Source organism: Gluconobacter sp. OJA (genome assembly GCF_039638325.1).
GTDB classification, from domain to species: Bacteria; Pseudomonadota; Alphaproteobacteria; order Acetobacterales; family Acetobacteraceae; genus Gluconobacter; species Gluconobacter cerinus.
In genome coordinates, this window is sequence record NZ_JBDIWI010000001.1 from 863525 (window position 1) to 879054 (window position 15530).

Annotated in this window: 14 protein-coding genes; 13 read left to right on the forward strand and 1 reads right to left on the reverse strand. The window is 56.9% G+C overall.

Going from position 1 to position 15530, the window contains the following annotated elements; genetic code table 11:
- Positions 1–89: 89 nt before the first annotated feature.
- Positions 90–827: a septum site-determining protein MinC gene (minC, locus tag ABDK75_RS04010; RefSeq protein WP_346005049.1), complete on the reverse strand. Its 738-nt coding sequence runs from the start codon at positions 825–827 to the stop codon at positions 90–92.
- Between the two features lie 79 nt (positions 828–906).
- On the opposite strand from minC, the gene ABDK75_RS04015 reads away from it, so the two are divergent.
- From ABDK75_RS04015 to rplL, 13 genes are all read left to right on the forward strand, one after another.
- A complete protein-coding gene (locus ABDK75_RS04015) occupies positions 907–1575 on the forward strand; it encodes a glutathione S-transferase family protein (protein ID WP_046901163.1) in 669 nt (222 codons plus the stop codon).
- Positions 1556–2764, forward strand: a complete 1209-nt coding sequence (locus tag ABDK75_RS04020; RefSeq protein ID WP_408874422.1) for an NAD(P)/FAD-dependent oxidoreductase — start codon at positions 1556–1558, stop codon at positions 2762–2764. Before ABDK75_RS04015 ends, ABDK75_RS04020 begins: the two co-directional genes overlap by 20 nt.
- A gap of 103 nt (positions 2765–2867) precedes the next feature.
- Positions 2868–3113 (forward strand): hypothetical protein, encoded by a 246-nt coding sequence (locus ABDK75_RS04025; RefSeq protein WP_046902022.1) that lies wholly within the window; start codon positions 2868–2870, stop codon positions 3111–3113.
- A gap of 46 nt (positions 3114–3159) precedes the next feature.
- Entirely contained in the window at positions 3160–4386 is a 1227-nt protein-coding gene (locus ABDK75_RS04030; RefSeq protein ID WP_346005051.1) for a DNA recombination protein RmuC, read from the forward strand.
- Between the two features lie 47 nt (positions 4387–4433).
- The gene (locus tag ABDK75_RS04035) at positions 4434–5165 is read left to right on the forward strand and encodes a response regulator transcription factor (RefSeq protein ID WP_086632943.1); all 732 of its coding nucleotides are present in this window, start codon (positions 4434–4436) and stop codon (positions 5163–5165) included.
- Entirely contained in the window at positions 5152–6576 is a 1425-nt protein-coding gene (locus ABDK75_RS04040) for a HAMP domain-containing sensor histidine kinase (protein ID WP_346005052.1), read from the forward strand. Before ABDK75_RS04035 ends, ABDK75_RS04040 begins: the two co-directional genes overlap by 14 nt.
- Positions 6577–6746: 170 nt before the next feature.
- A complete protein-coding gene (locus tag ABDK75_RS04045; RefSeq protein ID WP_086632945.1) occupies positions 6747–9914 on the forward strand; it encodes an efflux RND transporter permease subunit in 3168 nt (1055 codons plus the stop codon).
- Between the two features lie 59 nt (positions 9915–9973).
- Complete coding sequence (locus ABDK75_RS04050) at positions 9974–11200, forward strand: efflux RND transporter periplasmic adaptor subunit (RefSeq protein ID WP_046901168.1); 1227 nt, start codon at positions 9974–9976, stop codon at positions 11198–11200.
- Positions 11200–12828 carry an efflux transporter outer membrane subunit gene (locus ABDK75_RS04055; protein WP_346005053.1) on the forward strand — a complete coding sequence of 543 codons (1629 nt, stop codon included), beginning with the start codon at positions 11200–11202 and terminating at the stop codon, positions 12826–12828. The genes ABDK75_RS04050 and ABDK75_RS04055 overlap by 1 nt, the downstream gene beginning before the upstream one ends.
- A gap of 107 nt (positions 12829–12935) precedes the next feature.
- Positions 12936–13370: a 50S ribosomal protein L11 gene (gene rplK, locus ABDK75_RS04060; protein ID WP_046901169.1), complete on the forward strand. Its 435-nt coding sequence runs from the start codon at positions 12936–12938 to the stop codon at positions 13368–13370.
- A 4-nt stretch (positions 13371–13374) separates the two neighbouring features.
- Positions 13375–14067 (forward strand): 50S ribosomal protein L1, encoded by a 693-nt coding sequence (rplA, locus tag ABDK75_RS04065; RefSeq protein WP_046901170.1) that lies wholly within the window; start codon positions 13375–13377, stop codon positions 14065–14067.
- Positions 14068–14379: 312 nt separating this feature from the next.
- Positions 14380–14898, forward strand: coding sequence for a 50S ribosomal protein L10 (rplJ, locus tag ABDK75_RS04070; protein ID WP_046901171.1), 519 nt, complete (start codon positions 14380–14382; stop codon positions 14896–14898).
- 66 nt (positions 14899–14964) lie between these two features.
- The gene (rplL, locus tag ABDK75_RS04075) at positions 14965–15336 is read left to right on the forward strand and encodes a 50S ribosomal protein L7/L12 (RefSeq protein ID WP_064275059.1); all 372 of its coding nucleotides are present in this window, start codon (positions 14965–14967) and stop codon (positions 15334–15336) included.
- The last annotated feature ends 194 nt before the right edge of the window (positions 15337–15530 follow it).

Below are 15530 nucleotides of genomic sequence, written 5' to 3' on the forward strand. Positions count from 1 at the left end.
TCCTATGGGATAGTAAAGCCTTACGGCAACACGGGAATAAGGGCTGTTTCGTGGCATGAGGTCACTTTCTTGCAGTTCCCGCCTCCGGATCAGCGCGGAAGAGGCAAAACGCGGACCCGATCCTCATCCAGAAGGACCTGTGCGGGCTGGCCGAAAATCGCAGCGTCAATGTCTTCCGTAACGGCGTAAAAGCCATCCAGAGCAAGGAGTTCGGCCTCCATTCTGGAAGCAAAAATCCGCGCTTCAGACTTACCGCCGACACCGGCAATCGCGCGACCACGTAACGAACCGTAAACGTGGATAGAACCTGCCGCGACGATCTCCGCTCCTGATGAAACTGAGCCGATAATGATCACGTCGCCCTGCATGTGCTGGATGCACTGTCCTGAGCGGATGGCGCCGTCGAGGATCAGCGTTTGCCCACTTACTGGCGCCGTGACGGCTGTTGCATCTGCTGCGGCCCCTTGATCGGGAAGCTCCACTTCGCCGGAAGGGCGGCCGCCTTCGAAAGAGGCAGGCCAGTCCCACCCCGCGACAGCCGGCCATGAACGATCACCCCCTTCAATGCTGATGATCCGCACGCCACGACTGCGGATATCTTCCAGGAGGGTTGGCAAGCCCGGTGTTTCTTCCGAGAGAAGTCCGAGGTCGAGAATCACCGGCTTTCCGCTGAAAAGGCCGCCGGAACGGACGACCTGCTGATCCAGGCCAGCCAGCCAGAGGTTCAGGGGAGCCTCCGGTGACAGGACCAGCGCCAGAAAAGAGCGGCCGCGGGCACGGATGCGCATCGGGGAGGAGGCGTGAGAAGCGGATGCGGTGTCTGACATCGGAAAATTCGTTGGCCCTGTATGGAAGCAATGACGGAGGCTCTTGTGAGCGCGGAATGGCTGACTTAGAACATGAAGAATGCGTATCCTGCATCACCTTCCACTCTCCCCGCAATGCCGTCTTGTCCGGCTTGTGCTCGGCGAGAAGAGACTGCCCTGTGAACTCGTGATCGAACGGGTGTGGGAACAGCGCGAGGAATTCCTTGCTCTGAACCCTGCTGGTGAGGTTCCGGTTCTTGTTGAAGAGAACGGGCTTGCCGTACCTGGCGCCCGCGTCATCTGCGAATATCTGGATGAAGCCTATCCGGATACACCCCTGCTTGGCCGTACGCTTGCCGAACGTGTCGAAGTCCGTCGATTGATGGACTGGTTTGAGACCCGTTTCGGGCAGGAAGTGACACGCAACCTGCTGGGCGAAAAAGTTGACAAGCGGTTGTATGGCCGTGGTCACCCAGACGGAAACGTCCTGCGGGCCGGTTACGGCAACATGCGCTTCCATCTGGACTATATCGGCTGGCTGGCAGAAACGCGGTCATGGCTTGCGGGGCCATCTATTTCGATGGCTGACTTCGCTGCTGCTGCGCATCTCTCGGCGCTCGACTTCATTGGGGATGTGAACTGGGCAAAAGCGCCGGCCGCCAAGGACTGGTATGCTCGGGTGAAGTCCCGTCCGTGTTTCCGCGGCCTTCTGACTGACCGGATGAGTGGCATTACGCCGCCCGGTCATTATGCGAATCTGGATTTTTGAGCGGGAGCTGTCCGTGACATTTGATGTGGTGGTCCTTGGGGCTGGTGCGGCTGGCCTCATGGCTGCCGCAACAGCGGGACGTGGTGGCGCGCGCGTACTGGTTCTGGATCATGGGGCCGAACCCGGACGCAAGATCCTGATTTCGGGCGGTGGGCGCTGTAACTTTACGCATCTGGAGACAGGGCCAAACTGTTTCCTGTCCCAGAACAAGCATTTTGCGCGCTCAGCGCTGGCACGTTACACCCCGCGTGATTTCGTGAAGTTGGTGGATCGCTATCAGATTGCCTGGCACGAGAAGGCCAAGGGGCAGTTGTTCTGCGATGGGTCTGCCCGTCAGATCGTGGATATGCTGGTGTCTGAATGTCAGGATGCTGGTTGTGAAGCGCGGATGGAGACCCGGATCACGGATGTCGAGGCCGATGCGGACGGCTTTGTCGTTCGCACAGATGCCGGGGATGTTCGAAGCCGTTCTGTAATTCTGGCAACCGGCGGTCTGTCCATTCCCAAACTGGGCGCTACGGACCTTTCCCTGCGGATCGCACGATCCTTCGGTTTGAAAATTGTCCCGACTGCTCCTGCTTTGGTGCCGTTGGTCCTGGATGATGCGGACCCTTCTCTGGCGGGTGTCTCTCTGGATGTCGTGACAACTTGCGGGAAAAAAGGGCCTCGCTTTGCCGACGGGATGGTTTTTACCCATCGTGGGCTGTCAGGCCCGGCCATCCTCCAGATTTCCTCTTATCTTGAGGCAGGCAGCACGGCTCATATTGACCTGATGCCAGGGCGAAATGCGTTGGAGGTTTTGCTGGCGATCAAGAAGGCACGTCCGCGCGCGCTTCCTCCCAGCCTGCTTGAAGCGCTCCCCGCGCGTCTGGCGAAAGAGCTGGCTGCCGGGCTTGGAGACGTCATGCTGGCCAATCAGCCGGACAAGAATATCAAAGCGCTCGCAGAACGTCTGTCCCGATGGGAAGTCCGTCCTTCTGGAACGGAAGGGTACGCGAAGGCCGAAGTTATGCGCGGAGGGATCAATACGAGCGGTCTCTCCTCCCAGACAATGGAAGTGCGGGACGTCCCGGGACTGTATGCGATTGGTGAAGCAGTGGATGTCACGGGATGGCTGGGTGGCCACAATTTCCAGTGGGCCTGGTCCAGCGGTGTTGCTGCAGGGCAGGCTGCTGCTGCCCGTTTGTAGGCTTGTGCGCCACAGGATTGCCATATCGGCATAGGATGCCCGCAACTGATGAGCGGAAGATCCGTTTTGCGCTCACATGAATTGTTTTGAGAGGGTCATGTTGATGTCTGGTTCTATTCGCCGTTCAGCCCTGCGTGCTGTTGCAGGCCTTTCATTCCTGGGATTGGGTGCGTGCGTCGGAACGGCCGCGCCGGGCCCTGTTAACCCGTCAGCGCCTGTCGCCGGGTATGGCTATACCTGCAAGGCCGGAATCTACACCTGCAAGATGCCAACTCAGGTTCCTCTGGGCACCTCCTGTTCCTGCCCGGGACTGGGCGCAGCAAGCTACGGCAACATCCATCAGCCCTGAGGCTGCCAGGATTGGACATGAGCTCCTAAGGGGCTAGAACCGCGCCATGCAGGATGGGAGTTCCGGTATGGTGCAGTTCGTTCCATGGATTATTGCAGCAGCGGCTCTCGTGGTGGCTGCACTGGCATTATTGCGTGGTAATAGCGGGGAGGTCGCCCGCTTGCTGGACCGTGAAGCCGATGAGCGTGCGCGGGATGCGGACTATCAGCGAGCGCATCTGGCCGAGGTTGAGCGTGTCCTGTCCGGTCGGATGGATGCTCTTCGGCTTGAAACCAGTGAAAAGCTTGGTGATCTCGCGCGGCGCGTTGGGCAGGATCAGGCTGAAGGGCGTGTTCTGCTCTCTGATGCGTTGCGTGACATGGCACAAAGTCAGAACGAGCAGATCGAGCGGATCCGTCTTGCCGTAAATGAACAGTTGCACGGTGCTGTCGAAAAGCAGATGCAAACCAGCTTTCAGCGCGTGGTTGAGCAGTTCAGTGCGATGCAGAAAGCTCTCGGTGAGGTCACAAGCGTTACAGCCCAGATCGGAGACCTCAAGCGTCTGTTCTCGAACGTCAAAACGCGCGGTGGCTGGGGCGAGGCACAGTGCCGGGCTATTCTGGACGATATTCTTCCGGAAGGGAGTTATGACACCAACTTCCGACTGGGAGACAGCGGAGAGTCGGTAGAGTTTGCTATTCGAATGCCTGTGAAAGGACATGTTGCTCCCCGCCTGGCGATTGACAGCAAATTTCCTACGGAGGCTTACGAGCGGCTTTTGAATGCCTCAGAGCTTTCGGATGCATTGGCTGAAAAGGCTGCAAGGCGCGAGCTTGAAACGGCGATCAAATTCGAGGCGCGCAAGATCGCGTCCAAGTATATCCGGCCACCTGTCACGGTTGAATTCGCCGTCCTGTATCTGCCGACGGACGGTCTTTACACTGAAATTGCCCGGATGCCCGGCGTTATTGATGAAATCGGGCGGTTGTATCGGGTGATTGTCATGGGGCCATCATTGCTACCCGCCATGCTGCGTACGGTACATCTCGGTTATGTGACGCTTGCGCTGGAAGAGCGGACAGAAACCATTGCAAGCCTGCTGGGAGCGACACGGCAGGAAATGCTTCGGATGGATCAGGTTCTTGAACGGTTGCAGCGGAATGCCGGTACGATGGGGAACACGATCGAAGAGGCGCGCCGCAGGACCCGTGTTCTTGGGCGTCGCCTGAGATCGCTGGATGGTATTGATAAAACGGATGAGGAGCAGGACGAGATTGATAGTCTGGAAGCTTAAGACTGATTTTAATTGGATGACAGGATATATTCCCGCATGTGACAGTTATGAGCATGATGCCCGTACCTGAGCACGAGGCGGTCTCCCGCCCGATTGAGCCTGTCATTCGTCTCCTGCTGATTGAGGATGATGAAAGTATTGCGTCGGAAGTCTCCGAAGAACTGAAGACGCGCGGTTATGATGTGACGTGGGTCGATAATGGCATTCTGGGCCTCGAAGCTGCCCAGTCCGGTCAATACGACCTGATGGTCGTTGACCGTATGTTGCCTGAGATGGACGGCCTGAGTGTTATCGAGGCCCTGCGCCGCCAGAAGATCACACTTCCTGTTCTGGTTCTTTCCGCATTGTCCGCAGTTGATGACCGTGTGAATGGCCTGAAGGCGGGCGGTGACGACTACCTTACAAAGCCGTTCGCCATGGAAGAGCTTGCCGCCCGATTGGAGGCTTTGCTGCGTCGTCCCACGGATAGCCGTGTAACGGTTCTGAGGGTTGGCCCGCTTGAAATGGACCTGATTGAGCGCAAGGTGTCTCGCAGTGGCCGGGACGTTGAGCTTCTGCCGCGTGAGTTCCGTCTTCTGGAATACATGATGCGCCGCCCAGGCACCGTTCTGACCCGAACGATGCTGCTTGAGGACGTTTGGAACTACCGCTTTGTGCCACAGACCAATCTGGTGGACGTGCATATCGGCAAGTTGCGCAGGAAGATTGATCTTCAGGGCGAAACGCCGCTGATCCATAGCATCCGGGGCGCGGGGTTCAGTCTGCGTGTATCGGACTGACATTTTCCGGACGGCCACGTTCCGGCTGACACTGGCATTTGTGGTGGCGATGATCGGCGGCATCACGATGCAGTTCCTGCTCGTCTATGCCCAGATGAACGGTTACGAAAGTGCTCGTTCCAGCGATTTGCTTCGGCGTGAGGCAGCCCTTCTCGTTCAGGAGACACCTGAGCGTCTGGAAGACGTCGTCCGGGAACGAAGCAAGACGGACCTGCGCGTCATTTTGAATGGCGCTGGCCTGTTCGACCTGAATCACAACCGTATTGTTGGTGACATTCGGCGTTGGCCTGAAGGGCTGGAGGTGTCTAACCGGACGCGTCGGCTCAAAGTCGCCCCCCCGGGGGACACACCCTATGAGATGCGATATCTGGCGATAGAGGTTCCGGGACCGGGTGGTGGAGCAGGGGATCGGATTCTGGTCCTTGCCCGCTCCATGCATATGGCGGATGAGCTTCGGTACATCATCAAGCGGGCTGCGTTGATTTCACTGGTACCAATGGTGCTGTTTGCGCTGCTGGCGGGATTGTTTCTCAGTCATCGGGCCTTGGCGCGGGTCAAGGAGATGCGGCAGGCCATTGAGCGGATCATGGCGGGCGATCTGCATGAGCGTTTGCCCGCTGGGCGCGAATGGGATGATATTGAGCGTCTTGCAGGCGCCGTGAACCGGATGCTGGATCGGCTTGAACATCTGCTTGATGAAATTCGGGATGTTGGCAACGATATTGCGCACGATCTTAGGACCCCACTGGCCCGTGTGCGGGCGCGGTTGGAGCGAGCACTCTCCTCGTCAGATGATCCTGTTCACCTCAAGTCCATCATCCTGCGGGCCACGCAGGATCTGGATCAGTGCTTTTCGGTGATTACGGCGCTGCTGCGTATCGGTGAAATTGAGAACGGACGTCGGCAGGCTGGTTTCACAACGATGGATCTGTCGGAGCTGGTTGCGGGTATCGCAGATCTCTATGAGCCGATTGCCGAGGCTGGCGGGTTGGCTCTGAGTGTGGAAGGCGCAGATCGCTCAATCCCACTCTATGGAGATATGGATCTTCTGAACGAGGTTCTGGCAAATCTCGTGGATAACGCCATCAAGTTCACGCCTCCAGGCGGGGATGTTGGGTTGATGGTCGGGCAGGACGAGCAGGGCTGTGCCTGGCTTCAGGTTCATGACACGGGCATCGGGATTGCGGAGGAAGAGCGGGGCGCCGTACTGGGGCGATTCTACCGTTCAGACAAAAGTCGTCACATTCCGGGAAGTGGTCTTGGTTTGAGTCTTGTATCTGCAATTCTGCATTTGCATGGGGCAACGCTGAAAATCAGTGCGTTCCGGCCCAATCAGGAACTGGCAGGATCAGTATTTACAATTCATTTTTCAGGGCGCAGTGGCTCGGATCGTAGTGCCAGTATTACATGACATTTCTGTTTCATGCCTGAATCCGGTCTTTCTTAAATTCAATTTTGCTTGTCGCACTTCCTGTGTCCGGTATGACTTGTCTCAATTTAAAGGGGACGCCCGTTGAGACTGAAAAAGACTGACGTAATCGCGCAGCTCCGATCATCCAGGAACGGGAGCATCGCAGACGCATGAATGCCATCGTCGTAACGGCCCTCAAACGGCCTTATACGTTCGTTGTTCTTTCGATCATGATCCTTATTTTTGGGGTCAGGGCGATTGTTTCGACGCCGACGGACGTTTTTCCTTCAATCAAGATCCCTATTGTTGCGATTGTCTGGTCCTATACTGGGCTCATGCCAGACGATATGTCGGGTCGTATTGTTTATTATTACGAAAGATCGCTAACAGCGACTGTCAGTAATATCGAGCATATTGAGAGTTCGTCTTACTACGGCCGTGGCATCGTCAAGGTCTTCTTCCAGCCAGGAACGAATACTGCGGTTGCGCAAACGCAGATTACGTCTGTTTCCCAGACAGTCATCAAGCAGATGCCGACCGGGGCGACGCCACCTCTGATCATTGCGCTGGATGCGTCTTCCGTCCCGGTTCTGACGTTGCAGGTCAATAATTCGACCATGTCCGGGTCGGAAATCTACAACATGGCGTCCAACCTGATTCGCCCGGCGCTTGTGCCGGTCGCGGGTGCAGCCATTCCGAATCCATATGGTGGTCTTGCGCCGGACATCATGGTCGATATCGACCCAATCAAACTTCAGGCTCACCGTCTCTCGCCTGAGGACGTTGCGAATGCGCTGAACCGCCAGAACATTGTTCTGCCGGCTGGTGATCAGAAGGTCGGGTCCATTGACTGGATGGTGAAGACCAACTCGACGCCGCTTGATCTTTCGGTCTTCAACAAAATGCCCATCAAGCAGGTGGGGAACTCCGTTATCTACCTGCGCGATGTCGCGTGGGTGCATCGAGGGGGGCCTCCCCAGATCAACGCTGTTCTGGTGAAGGGACAGCAGGCCGTTCTGATCGTCATCCTGAAAAGTGGTGATGCCTCGACTCTGTCTGTCGTCGCGGGCGTGAAGGCGCTTCTGCCTCAGATCAAGGCTACGTTGCCCGCTGGCACTACTCTGAACGTACTGACGGACGCGTCAGGCTTCGTGAAAGAGTCGGTTTTTGACGTGGTGCGTGAGATGATCACCGCTGCGATCCTGACCAGTTTGACAGTTCTGCTCTTCCTTGGTTCCTGGCGCTCTACCGTCATCGTTGCGACGTCCATTCCGCTGGCCATGCTCTGTTCGTTGATCGGCCTTAGTATTGCGGGGCAGTCGATTAACGTCATGACATTGGGTGGTCTTGCTCTGGCTGTCGGTATTCTCGTGGATGACGCGACCGTCATGATTGAGAATATCGATGCCCATCTTGAGATGGGGAAAGAGCTTGAAGACGCTATCATTGATGCAGCCAATCAGATCGTCATTCCGACATTCGTATCGACAACCTGTATCTGTATCGTCTGGCTGCCGCTTTTCGAGCTGACGGGCGTTTCCGGCTGGCTCTTCATGCCAATGGCCGAGGCCATCATCTTCGCGATGATTGCGTCCTTCATTCTCTCACGAACACTCGTCCCGACAATGGCGAACTGGCTGCTTCCGGCGCAGGTGAAGATGCACCGCGATCCGGAGTGGCATCATCGTAAGCCAGGCTTTTTCGGACGGTTCCAGAGAGGCTTTGAAGCCCGGTTTACGAGCTTCCGCGAGCATTACAAAGGCATCCTGTCTGGCCTGATTGCTATTCGCGGCCGATTTGTCGCCATGTTCCTTCTGGCGGCTGTGGCGTCCATGGCTCTGCTGTTGTTCGTCGGGCAGGATTTCTTCCCGGAAATCAAATCCGGTACGCTTCAGATGCATATGCGCGCACCGGTTGGCACGCGTATTGAAGAGACAGGCAAGATCGCTGGGCTTGCAGAAAAGCGCCTGCGGGAGATCCTGCCGGGTCAGGTCGAGAATGTCGTGAATAACTGCGGCTTGCCGTTCAGTCAGCTGAACCAGGCCATGGTGCCGTCACCGACAACGGGTGCGCAGGATTGCGACATCACGATCCAGCTCAAGAATGATGAGAGCCCTATCCCGGAATATCGTCAAAAAGTCCGTAAGGGTCTGACAGATGCGTTTCCTGGAACAATCTTCACGTTCCAGCCGGGCGACATGACCGCCAAGATCCTGAACTTCGGTCTGCCAGCGCCGATTGACGTTCAGATTTCGGGCCGTGATCTGCAGAACAACTTTGCCTTTGCAACGCATCTGGCCAAGAAGCTGCGTCATATTCCGGGTATCACGGACGTATCCGTTCAGCAGCCGATGACCCAGCCAACGTTGCTGATCAACAACCGTCGAAGCTTTGCACTGGGAACAGGCATCACACAGCGGGACGTTGCGTTGAATGCTCTCGTCACGCTGTCTGGTAGTGCGCAGGTGGGGCAGACCTACTACCTGAATGCTCAGGGGACGTCTCAGCTCATCGATGTGCAGACACCTGCGAACTATCTTCAGACCATGAATGATCTGGAAATCGTTCCAATCGACAAGGGCGACGGCAACCCGACCAACCAGAACCCGCAGATGCTGGGTGCCCTGAGCGAACTGGTTCAGACCGGTACGCCTGCGGAAATCTCACATTACAACATCATGCCGGTCTTCGATATTTACGCAGCTCCAGAGGGTACGGACCTCGGCACCCTGTCGCGCGCGGTGAACCGTGTGGTTGATGGAGAGCGCAAGGACCTGCCGCACGGATCAACCCTTGTGGTGCGCGGTCAGGCCGTGACCATGAATGATGCCTATGTGCAGCTGATTGGCGGTCTCGCCCTGTCCATTGTTCTTGTTTACCTGATCATCGTAGTGAATTTTCAGTCCTGGCTTGATCCGTTCGTGATCATCACAGCGTTGCCGGGTGCGCTTGGTGGTATTTCCTGGAGCCTGTTCCTGACCCATACGCCATTGTCTGTGCCGGCATTGACTGGTGCGATCATGTGTATGGGAACGGCTACCGCGAACGCCATTCTTGTTGTCTCGTTTGCGCGAGAGCGGCTGGATCACCACGGTGATGTTCTGCTGGCGTCTCTGGAGGCGGGATATGAGCGTATCCGCCCGGTTCTGATGACGGCGCTTGCCATGATGATCGGCATGATTCCGATGTCGATCAGTAATTCCTCGAACGCTCCGCTGGGTAAGGCCGTGATTGGTGGCCTGCTCATCGCAACAGTGGCAACGTTGCTGTTCGTTCCCTGTGTCTTTGCCCTAATGCATTACAAGCGGCCTGCTGGGCCTGAAGGAGACCGCGCGTGACCCACCCGACACAACAGGGGCAGACGCCTCAGGGAAACCGACAGGAAAGTGGATCACCCGTGCGGAACAGACTGATTCTTCTTGGTGTCGTGGTGGTTGCCATTGTGCTGGCTGCCTGGGGTATCGTTGAAAGAGGCGTGCACTATCATTCGCTCAGCGGTGTGACTGAAGAAGCAGCCATTCCGCCGGTAACGCTGATTTCTCCGCAGCCTGGGCCGAAAACGCGTCAGGTTGATCTGCCTGCCAATCTGGCTGCCTGGTATGAAGCGCCGATTTACGCTCAGGTCTCCGGCTATGTGAAGATGTGGTACAAGGACTACGGCGCGCATGTGAAGCGTGGCGATGTTCTGGCTGAAATCAATACGCCAAGCATTGATGCCCAGTTCCAGGCGGCCAAGGCGCAATATAACGTCAAACTGGCGCGCTATAACCTGGCCGTTATCACGACGCAGCGCTGGACCGCTCTGAAGGGGACGCAGGCTGTGTCCCGGCAGGAAGTGGACGTGCAGGCTGCAAATGCAGCGGCACAGAAAGCTGAACTGGAAGCTGCCGAGCATGAAGTCGAGCGTTTTCAGGCGCTGGAAGACTTCAAAAAAATTGTCGCTCCATTCGATGGAATCGTGACGTCACGTCTGGTGAACGTCGGTGACTATGTGAATGCAGGGGGTGGAAACGTGAATTCGCGCGGAACAGCCTCAGAGCTATTTTCGGTGGCAGATGTTCATCGGATGCGCGTTTTCGTCTCTGTTCCGCAGGATTTTGCGAGCGTTATTTCGCCTAAAATTACGGCTGATCTGTCTGTTCCGCAGTATCCAGGGCGCCGCTTCCGCGCCACGTTCCTAGCAACGGCAAACGCGTTCAATGCGTCTACGCGAACTGTGACGACAGAGCTGACGATCGGGAATGAGGACAATCTTCTCTGGCCGAATTCCTACGCAACGGCTCATATCGCTGCTCCCGGAAATCCGGACATTTTGATTCTTCCTGAGGGCGCTATCATTTTCCGGGCCCAGGGAATGCAGGTTGCCAAAGTTATCAACGGACATGTCCATCTGGTCAGCGTGACCGTTGGCATCAACTTTGGGACGACTGTGCAGATCCTGAGTGGTGTGACGAAGGATGACCAGCTTATTGCCAACCCGACCGCTGATCTGCTGGAAGGGGATGAGGTTCGTGTTGTGCCAACGACACCGGGCTATAACATTCCGACCAAGGCTCAGCAGGAAGAGGACCAGAAATCTGTGCGTTCGCATGATGCCAATCCGGATGAGGCTGGATCCCGTTGATGAGATTGACTGATCGCAAGCGCGGATATTTCTCCAGGCCTCGCCGTCATGTGGCGACGGCTTTGGCTGGTGTCCTGTCCATCGGTCTGGCGTCCTGCAATCTGGCGCCAGAGTACCATCCTCAGAAATTCCTCTATCCGGAAGGCTGGGAAGGGAAGGGGGTCATGGGCAACGCCCGTCCTGCGGATGACGCGCTCCGCAGTGACTGGTGGACGATGTTCAAGGACCCGATCCTGAACGAGATGGAAACGCGGATGCTGCAGGTCAATCCGGACCTGCAAGCCGCCGCAGAAGCCTTTACCCAAGCCCGGGACGTCGCGCGCGAGGCGGAGAGCAAGCTCTATCCGCAGCTCACCGGTGCAGCTCATATGAGCTATAACAAGGGCTCGGTCGGGCGGTTGTATAACAACCCGAGAACCAGTTCGTCGCTCGTGTATGAGTCAAATCAGGCTTATAGCGGTGCTGCAACCTGGGAGCCGGATTTCTGGGACTCCATCCGTAACTCAACACGGATGGAGAAAAATCTCGCTCAGGCGACGGCCGCAGAATATGCGTCAGCCAAGCTGAGCCTGGAGGCGGAGCTCGCCAGCGATTATATCGCGTTGCGGGGGCTTGATGCCCAGAATGCGGTCTATGAAGACTCAATCCATTACTTTAAGGCCGCAGTAGAAATTACGGAGCTGCGTCAGGCTGGTGCCATTGGTGCTGGGCTTGACGTTTCGCGTGCCCAGAATCAGCTGTTTTCAGCCATGGCCGCTCAGAGCACTCTGGTTGCGGACCGGCGGGTGATGGAAAATGCGATCGCCGTGCTGCTGAATACAGCGCCTGCGGGTTTCCATATTGCGCCCGTCCGCGACGTGAAGATGCGGTTTGGTGTCGTGAAGGTAAATCCGGGCTTCCCGTCGTCGCTGCTGGAGCGGCGTCCGGATATTGCATCAGCTGAACGACATATGGCCGCAGCCTCCCGGGCCATAGGCATATCACGCGCGGCGTTCTATCCGCATATTACGTTGAGCGCGGATGGTGGCTTTGAGGATGGCGGGTTTGATCTTGCCAGTGTCTCCCGGGCATTCTGGAAAATTGCAGTTCAAGCTGTGGAGCCAGCATTTACGGGTGGATTAAGGCGCGCGGCCTTGCAACGGGCCTGGTCTCAATATCGGGCTTCGGTTGATGACTATCGCGGCGTTGTCCTGTCGGCGTTTCAGGACGTGGAAAACGGTCTGACCCAGAGCGGGCAATACAAAATTGCCCAGGACCATCAGCAGAAAGCTGTTGAAGCCGCACTGCGGACGCAGAGCATGACCATGGCGCTCTACACAGGTGGATTGTCGAATTACCTGGATGCTCTCGTAGCGCAGCAGGATGCGCTTCAGGCGCGGCTTGGGCTGGTTCAGACGCAGACGTCACAGATACAGGCGACAGTCCGTCTTGTGCGCTCTCTGGGCGGCGGATGGGATGTCAGTGAGCTTCCAGGTGTGAAGCAGATCGATCCGTTTGGTGCGTTCCAGTATGAAGGATTGCACAAACCGGCACCTGTGGCGGGAATTGATGCCCATGAGTCTGCAGCTGACAACGATCTGAGCGGCGACAATGGAGCGAAAAATATCCGCGGAGGGTTGACGCACTAGGTTAAACCAGTCTAGGGGACCGCCTCACTTCGAACGCGGGAGGGGGCGGCTGTGTCCGACTCCGTTGTCACCGCGGTTCGGGAACGACAAACAGGGGAGTCCCGGATATGGCCAAAAAAGTTGTTGGCTACATCAAGCTTCAGATCCCGGCTGGTAAAGCCAACCCGTCTCCGCCGGTAGGTCCGGCACTGGGTCAGCGCGGCCTGAACATCATGCAGTTCTGCAAAGAGTTCAACGCGAAGACGCAGCAGCTTGAGCCAGGTATGCCGATCCCGGTGGTCATCACCGCGTATGCAGACCGTACGTTCTCCTTCATTACGAAGACCCCGCCGAACACGTACTTTCTTCTGAAGGCCGCCAAGATTTCCAAGGGCAGCCAGACGGTTGGTAAGGCTGCGGCTGTTGGTTCCGTGACGACGTCTCAGCTTCGCGAGATTGCTGAAACGAAGTTCAAGGACATGAACGCCAACGACCTCGATGGCGCCGTGCGTATGCTCGCAGGCTCCGCGAAGTCGATGGGTCTGAACGTGGTGGAGGGCTGATATCATGGCCAAGAACAAGCGTCTGAATGCTGCGCAGGCTACTGTCGAGCGCAACAAGCCATATGCCCTTTCCGAAGCTGTTGCTCTGGTGAAGAGCAACGCCAAGGCAAAGTTCGATGAGACCATCGAAATCTCTCTGAACCTTGGCATTGACCCGCGTCATGCTGATCAGATGGTTCGTGGTCTGATCTCCCTGCCGAACGGCACGGGCAAGACACTTCGCGTTGGTGTCTTCGCACGTGGCGCCAAGGCTGAAGAAGCTCTGGCAGCCGGTGCAGAAGTTGTTGGTGCAGAAGACCTAGCTGAAAAGATCCAGGCTGGCGAAATCGCTTTTGACCGCTGCATTGCAACGCCTGACATGATGGCTCTCGTTGGTCGTCTCGGTAAGGTTCTTGGTCCGCGTGGCCTGATGCCGAACCCGCGTCTCGGCACGGTAACGATGGACGTCAAGGGTGCGATCACGGCTGCCAAGTCCGGTCAGGTTGAATATCGCGCTGAAAAAGCCGGTATCATCCACGCTGGCGTTGGTAAGGCTTCTTTCGATGAAGCCAAGCTGGTCGAGAACATCAAGGCTCTGGTCGATGCCGTTCAGAAGGCTCGTCCGTCTGGCGCCAAGGGTACCTACATGAAGAAGGCAGCGCTGTCTTCCACGATGGGTCCGGGCGTCCGCGTTGACGTGTCCTCCTTCGAGGCTTGATTGAATTGAGGGCTTTCTGTAGAAAGCCCTCAACAAGGAATGACGCCATGTTTCGGCATGGTGGCGTAGGGGTAATTCGTTCGCGAATTGCTTCCAAACCTGTCCAAGACCGCACGTAGCGCCTCTGGTGCTTTAAATGCTCCTCTCATGGAGTGGCGAGCGTCAGGCGGGGCGCCAGTGTTTCAATGGCTTTGCCAGGATGCACTGGGTTCGCTCACTTCTGTGGACAGGCGAGCGGGATATTTTCCGGAAACGGGGGTATCCCATGGGTAACTTGGTCCGGATCGTTCCGGACTGACGAGGAGACAGGTTTTGGACCGTACGGAAAAGCGGGCCTTTGTCGAGTTCCTCGCCGATGTGTTCAACAGCACGTCCATGGTTGTCGTCACCCAGAACAAGGGTCTGACGGTTGCCGATGTGACGGAGCTGCGTCGACGCATTCGTGCGGCAGGTGCGACATATAAGGTTGCGAAGAACCGGCTGGCCAGCCGCGCTCTGGATGGGACCCAATTCGACGGCATCGCGCCACTGCTCAAGGGGCCAACGGCCCTAGCTTGGTCTGAAGACCCGGTTGCAGTTGCAAAGGTGATCGTCGAGTTCGCCAAGACGAATGACAAGCTTGTAGTGCTCGGTGGCTCCCTTGGTTCCCAGACGCTTGACGTCGCTGGAATCAAGACACTTGCCGAGCTGCCGTCTCTGGACGAACTGCGTGCGAAGCTGGTGGGTATGATTCAGACCCCCGCTACGCGTATCGCAGGTGTTGTTCAGGCTCCGGCAGGCCAGCTTGCTCGCGTCTTCGGCGCCTATGCCAAGACCGGCGAAGCCGCCTAAGAGTAAAATCAACGCTGCGGCGTAGATTTGAACCCAATCAAACAGTGCATCACGTAGGATAAGACCATGGCCGATCTGGCAAAGATTGTTGAAGAGCTATCCGCTCTTACCGTTCTCGAAGCTGCTGAGCTTTCCAAGCTTCTCGAAGAGAAGTGGGGCGTTTCCGCTGCTGCTCCAGTAGCTGTTGCTGCTGGCCCGGCTGCTGCAGCAGCTCCTGCTGAAGAGCAGACCGAATTCACCGTTGTTCTGGCCGCTGCTGGCGACAAGAAGATCAACGTGATTAAGGAAATCCGTGGCATCACGGGCCTGGGTCTGAAGGAAGCTAAGGATCTGGTTGAAGGCGCACCGAAGACCGTCAAGGAAGGCGTGTCCAAGGACGAAGCCGAAAAGATCAAGAAGACCCTGGAAGACAACGGCGCCAAGGTCGAAATCAAGTAATCAACTTGATCGGGTCGTTTCCTCTCTGAGGAGGCGGCCTCTGCGAAAGCAGACGGATAGGGCGGGGATCGCATGCGGTTCCCGCCCGATTTGCCGTTGGTGGAAATAAGAGTATAGTACGCGGCTCGCTACGTATTGAAATTACTGAAAGCCGGTCGTTCCGGTCGTCCGTGTCGTGTCAGACGTTCGTCTGA

What these genes read in the sequence shown, in the direction of transcription:
- minC (WP_346005049.1), bottom strand. Translation starts at nt 827, where the DNA reads ATGTCAGACACCGCATCCGCTTCTCACGCCTCCTCCCCGATGCGCATC.
- ABDK75_RS04015 (WP_046901163.1), top strand. Translation starts at nt 907, where the DNA reads ATGCGTATCCTGCATCACCTTCCACTCTCCCCGCAATGCCGTCTTGTC.
- ABDK75_RS04020 (WP_408874422.1), top strand. Translation starts at nt 1,556, where the DNA reads ATGCGAATCTGGATTTTTGAGCGGGAGCTGTCCGTGACATTTGATGTG.
- ABDK75_RS04025 (WP_046902022.1), top strand. Translation starts at nt 2,868, where the DNA reads ATGTCTGGTTCTATTCGCCGTTCAGCCCTGCGTGCTGTTGCAGGCCTT.
- ABDK75_RS04030 (WP_346005051.1), top strand. Translation starts at nt 3,160, where the DNA reads ATGCAGGATGGGAGTTCCGGTATGGTGCAGTTCGTTCCATGGATTATT.
- ABDK75_RS04035 (WP_086632943.1), top strand. Translation starts at nt 4,434, where the DNA reads ATGAGCATGATGCCCGTACCTGAGCACGAGGCGGTCTCCCGCCCGATT.
- ABDK75_RS04045 (WP_086632945.1), top strand. Translation starts at nt 6,747, where the DNA reads ATGAATGCCATCGTCGTAACGGCCCTCAAACGGCCTTATACGTTCGTT.
- ABDK75_RS04055 (WP_346005053.1), top strand. Translation starts at nt 11,200, where the DNA reads ATGAGATTGACTGATCGCAAGCGCGGATATTTCTCCAGGCCTCGCCGT.
- rplK (WP_046901169.1), top strand. Translation starts at nt 12,936, where the DNA reads ATGGCCAAAAAAGTTGTTGGCTACATCAAGCTTCAGATCCCGGCTGGT.
- rplA (WP_046901170.1), top strand. Translation starts at nt 13,375, where the DNA reads ATGGCCAAGAACAAGCGTCTGAATGCTGCGCAGGCTACTGTCGAGCGC.
- rplL (WP_064275059.1), top strand. Translation starts at nt 14,965, where the DNA reads ATGGCCGATCTGGCAAAGATTGTTGAAGAGCTATCCGCTCTTACCGTT.